6 protein-coding genes are annotated in these 4,333 nt (G+C 70.5%); 3 read left to right on the plus strand and 3 right to left on the minus strand.

Annotated elements, in window-relative coordinates; translation table 11 throughout:
- Positions 1 to 400: c-type cytochrome (locus C665_RS18650; protein ID WP_004326636.1), on the minus strand; the 400-nt coding region annotated here is incomplete at its 3' end.
- A gap of 123 nt (positions 401 to 523) precedes the next feature.
- Here C665_RS18650 and yihA point away from each other — a divergent pair.
- From yihA to C665_RS18665, 3 genes are all read left to right on the plus strand, one after another.
- Complete coding sequence (yihA, locus tag C665_RS18655) at positions 524 to 1,210, plus strand: ribosome biogenesis GTP-binding protein YihA/YsxC (protein ID WP_004326637.1); 687 nt, start codon at positions 524 to 526, stop codon at positions 1,208 to 1,210.
- A 259-nt stretch (positions 1,211 to 1,469) separates the two neighbouring features.
- Positions 1,470 to 2,486 (plus strand): porphobilinogen synthase, encoded by a 1,017-nt coding sequence (gene hemB, locus C665_RS18660; RefSeq protein ID WP_004326638.1) that lies wholly within the window; start codon positions 1,470 to 1,472, stop codon positions 2,484 to 2,486.
- The gene (locus C665_RS18665; RefSeq protein WP_004326640.1) at positions 2,486 to 2,983 is read left to right on the plus strand and encodes a GNAT family N-acetyltransferase; all 498 of its coding nucleotides are present in this window, start codon (positions 2,486 to 2,488) and stop codon (positions 2,981 to 2,983) included. The genes hemB and C665_RS18665 overlap by 1 nt, the downstream gene beginning before the upstream one ends.
- A 69-nt stretch (positions 2,984 to 3,052) precedes the next feature.
- Here C665_RS18665 and C665_RS18670 read toward each other — a convergent pair whose 3' ends face one another.
- Together C665_RS18670 and C665_RS18675 are read right to left on the minus strand one after the other, a co-directional pair.
- Positions 3,053 to 3,703 carry a pyrimidine 5'-nucleotidase gene (locus tag C665_RS18670; protein WP_004326642.1) on the minus strand — a complete coding sequence of 217 codons (651 nt, stop codon included), beginning with the start codon at positions 3,701 to 3,703 and terminating at the stop codon, positions 3,053 to 3,055.
- A gap of 39 nt (positions 3,704 to 3,742) precedes the next feature.
- Positions 3,743 to 4,333: methyltransferase domain-containing protein (locus C665_RS18675; protein ID WP_004326643.1), on the minus strand; the 591-nt coding region annotated here is incomplete at its 5' end.

Here is a 4,333-nt window from a genome sequence, read left to right on the forward strand (position 1 = left end):
CGGGGATGCCCGCGCGCCAGATCTTCTGGCCGAGGTCGATGGTGCCGAGGCTCTTGGCCGGCTCAGGCTTCTGCTCGAAGGTGGCGAAGTACTTGGCGAGGCCGCGCATGTCGGCTTCCTCGAGGCCGGCGACCATCGCGCCCATGATCGCGTTCTCACGCACCGGCGGATTGCCGTTCCAGCCCTTGAACTCGCGCAGCTGCTTGAAGAGGTAGTCCTCGTGCTGGCCGGCAAGCTTGGGGTTGGCCGGGAGCTGGCTGTTGCCGTCGGCGCTGTGACAGGCCGCGCAGACCGTCTCGGCGGTCTGCTTGGCCTTTTCGAGGTCCGGGGCCTGGTCCTGGGCCTGAAGGCCGCCGGCGACCAGCAGAAGCGACGAGAGCAGCAGGGAACGCTTGATCATGATGTCCTCGGAAAGCCGTGAGTGATTGTTTCAAACGCGGTATTCTAATACACGAACGCCTGATTGCGCGATGCGATGAGGTCTGTTCGCCGCGCAAGGCGCGGTTTTCAGTGATCTTCCTCCATGCCTCTGTTCCGCAACGCAACATTCGAAATCTCGATCGCCAAGCCTTCGGGCCTGCCACCGCCCTCGGGCGCGGAGATCGCCTTCGCCGGGCGCTCCAACGCCGGCAAGTCGAGCGCGATCAACACCCTCGCCGGTCACGTGCGCCTGGCCTACGTGTCGAAGACGCCCGGGCGCACCCAGCTGATCAACTTCTTCCGTCTCAACAACGGCGCGCTGCTCGTCGATCTGCCCGGCTACGGCTACGCCGCGGTACCCGAGAAGATCCGCCGCCAGTGGTCGGGGCTGATCGAGACCTACCTGCGTACCCGCGAGAGCCTGATCGGACTCGTGCTGATCATGGACAGCCGCCATCCGCTCACGCCTCTCGACCGCAACATGATCGATTGGTTCGCGCCCTCGGGCAGGCCGATGCACGTGCTGCTCACCAAGAGCGACAAGCTCTCGCGCGGCGCCGCCGCGGCGACCCTGCAGGAGGTGCGTCGCGCGCTCGAGCCGCTCGGGCCGCAGGTCACCGTGCAGCTGTTTTCCAGCCTGAAGAAGAGCGGGGTGGAGGAGGTCGAGCGCGTGATCGGCGGCTGGCTGGTGCCAGCCGGCACGGTGGGCGGCGACCTCGCCGACACGCCTGCCGGCGCGGTCGATGCGCCGCCGGGCGCACAAACAAAAGCCCCCGACCAGGGGACGTAGTCGGGGGCGAAAATGCCTCACCAGGCGTGAGGCACCCGCTCAGGGAGGTGAAGCGGGAGATGGCCGGCCTGGGGGCACGGCGCCATCTGCCTGCTAAGATGAGCTCCTGACGTGAAAGTTCCGCAAGCCGCGCGCACGGCCCTGCCGGCGTGCGCGGTTGCGCTGGCCGTGCGTGAGGTGATCCGCGCGCGCCCTGCGGTCGGCGCCCGCCGCCGCACGTCCCCGCCGCACGTTCCACAACGACCTGCTAGAGACCGAGATGCGACCCACTGGAGCCTTTCCCGCGACCCGCATGCGCCGCATGCGCCGTGACGAATTTTCCCGCCGTCTGATGCGCGAACACGTGCTCACCGCCAACGACCTGATCTATCCGGTGTTCGTGCTCGACGGCACCGACCGCAGCGAGGCCGTGCCCTCGATGCCCGGTGTCGAGCGTGTGAGCATCGACCGGCTGTTGGGCGTGGCCGAGGAGGCGATGCGCCTGGGCGTGCCGGCGCTCGCGCTGTTCCCGGTGATCGACCGCGCCGGCAAGACCCCCGGCGCCGAGGAGGCCTGGAATCCGGAGGGCTTGGTGCCGCGCACCGTGCAGGCGCTCAAGGCGAACTTCCCCGACCTGGGCGTGATCACCGACGTGGCGCTCGATCCCTACACCAGCCACGGCCAGGACGGTCTCATCGACCCCGCCGACCCGCGCGGCTACGTGATGAACGACGAGACCCTGGAGGCGCTCGCCAAGCAGGCCCTGTGCCACGCCCAGGCCGGCGCCGATGTCGTGGCGCCTTCCGACATGATGGATGGCCGCATCGGCCGCATCCGCGCCGAGCTGGACGGCGCGGGCCACATCCACACCCGCATCCTGGCCTACTCTGCAAAGTACGCCTCGAGCTTCTACGGCCCCTTCCGCGACGCGGTGGGCTCGGCCGGCAACCTCGGCAAGGGCAACAAGCACACCTATCAGATGGACCCGGGCAACAGCGACGAGGCCCTCCGCGAGGTCGAGCTCGATATCGCCGAGGGTGCCGACATGTTCATGGTGAAGCCCGGCATGCCCTACCTCGACATCGTGCGCCGCGTGAAGCAGGAGCTGCAGGTGCCGACCTACGCCTACCAGGTCAGCGGCGAGTACGCCATGCTCAAGGCCGCCGCGGCCAACGGCTGGCTGGACGAAAGGGCGTGCGCGCTCGAGGCCCTGCTGTCCTTCAAGCGCGCCGGCGCCGACGGCATCCTGACCTATTTCGCGCTCGACGCGGCGCGCTGGCTGAAGGCCGGCGCCTGATGACGGCGCGGCCGGTCCTGCGGCCGTTGTGCGCGGCCGACCTGCCGGACGTGCTGGCGATCCAGCGCGCGGCCTACGGCGACGGCTACCAGGAGTCGGCCGCGGTGCTCGGGCGCAAGCTCGAACTCGCGCCGCAGGCGTGCTGGCTCGCGCAGGCGGACGGTGCGGCGGTGGGCTACGTGTTCGCACATCCCTGGGACGATGCCGACGCGCCGCCCCTGCATGTGCCGCTGCGAGCCTTGCCGGCACGCGCCGGGCATGGCTTCGTGCATGACCTCGCGGTGGTGCCGGCGGCGCGCGGGCTGGGCGTGGCGGCAGCGCTGTTCGGTCGCGTGCGCGACTGGTCGGCCGCCGCGGGGCATCGCGGGCTGCGCCTGGTGGCGCTCGCCGATGCGGTGCCGTTCTGGGCACGCCAAGGCTTCGCCGCGCTGCCGGCGGTGCTGCCGGCGGGCTATGGCGAGGACGCCTGCCTGATGGAGCGTGCGCTGCGCGACTGAGCCAGCGCGGACGTGCCGGCCAGCCTCGAGCGCCGTCGCGCGCGCTCCTGGCCGCACGCGTTCTTCTTCTCAGCGCACCTGCAGCCGCCCGAGCTGGCGGCGCAGCGCGAGGATGTTGGGGATGCGCAGGTCCACGTAGGCCGGCGTGCGCAGCCCGCCGCCCACCAGCACGGTACGCATGCCGAGGCGCTTGGCGGTGCGCAGGTTGACGGCCGAATCTTCCAGCATGATGCATTGCGCGGCGTTCAGGCGCCGGCGCTGCAGCAGGCTGCGGTAGGCCCGGATGCCCGGCTTGGGGTGGTAGTCGAGGTCCTCGATGCCGACCACGTCCTCGAACAGCCGGCGCACGCCCATGATCTCCAGCACCGCCTCGGCATAGTGGCGTGGTGCGTTGGAGAACACCATGCGCCGCCCTGGCAGGGCGCGCAGCATGCTGCGCAGCGCGCGCTCGAACACCATCATCTCGTGCAGGCGGTCGAAGCGGTGGGTCTCGACGAGGAAGTGGTCGGGGTCGGTGCCGTGGTGGCGCATCAGGCCGAGCATGGTGGCGCCGTAGCGGTGCCAGTACTGCATGCGCAGCGCGTTGGCCTCGTCGAGGGCGAGCCCGAGGTGCTGCTCGAGGTAGCGCGTCATGCTGCGGTTGATGTGCGGGAAGATGTGCGGGCTGGCGTTGTGCAGGGTGTTGTCGAGGTCGAACAGCCAGACGGGACGGGAGGACATCTTCTTCGCTCGGGGCAGGATCGTGCGGGGAGGAGGGGCTCAGCGCGCGGGCGGGCGGGGCTGGAAGCGCACGATGGCGCGTCCGTCCGCGGTGGTCTTCGGGGCGGGCTTCCAGGCGTGGCCCTGGATGATCTCGAAGCTCGCCGGCAGGCGGCCGTCGTGGCGCAGGCGCTCGTAGGCGGCGCGCGCAGCCTCCCAGCCGGTCCGGCCGGAGAGCCCGCGCGGGCGAGTGCTGGCGGCGTTGTTGCCACCGCTCGCGCGCAGGTCGGCGAAGAGGCCGTCGAGGTCGGCGTAGGTCAGGGTCAGCATCTCCATGTCCATGACCGGGTCGCTGAAGCCGGCCTGCACCAGCGCGTCGCCGAGGTCGTGCATGTCGATGAAGCGGTGCACCCGCTCACCCGCCGTGGCGGGCAGCGCGGCGCGCAGCTCGCGCAGGGTGTCGGGGCCGAGCGTCGAGAACATGAAGAGCCCGTCCACCTGCAGCGTGCGGTGCACCTCGCGGAAGGCGGGCAGCGGGTCGTCGAGCGCCGGCAGCATCAGGTTGGACCACACCAGCCCGAGGCTGGCGTGCGCCAGCGGCAGCGCACACGCGTCGGCGACGAAATGCGGCGCCGCGGCGGGGCGCCCGCC

The organism is Thauera aminoaromatica S2 (assembly GCF_000310185.1).
GTDB classification, from domain to species: Bacteria; Pseudomonadota; Gammaproteobacteria; order Burkholderiales; family Rhodocyclaceae; genus Thauera; species Thauera aminoaromatica.

What these genes read in the sequence shown, in the direction of transcription:
- C665_RS18670 (WP_004326642.1), bottom strand. Translation starts at nt 3,703, where the DNA reads ATGTCCTCCCGTCCCGTCTGGCTGTTCGACCTCGACAACACCCTGCAC.
- yihA (WP_004326637.1), top strand. Translation starts at nt 524, where the DNA reads ATGCCTCTGTTCCGCAACGCAACATTCGAAATCTCGATCGCCAAGCCT.
- C665_RS18665 (WP_004326640.1), top strand. Translation starts at nt 2,486, where the DNA reads ATGACGGCGCGGCCGGTCCTGCGGCCGTTGTGCGCGGCCGACCTGCCG.
- hemB (WP_004326638.1), top strand. Translation starts at nt 1,470, where the DNA reads ATGCGACCCACTGGAGCCTTTCCCGCGACCCGCATGCGCCGCATGCGC.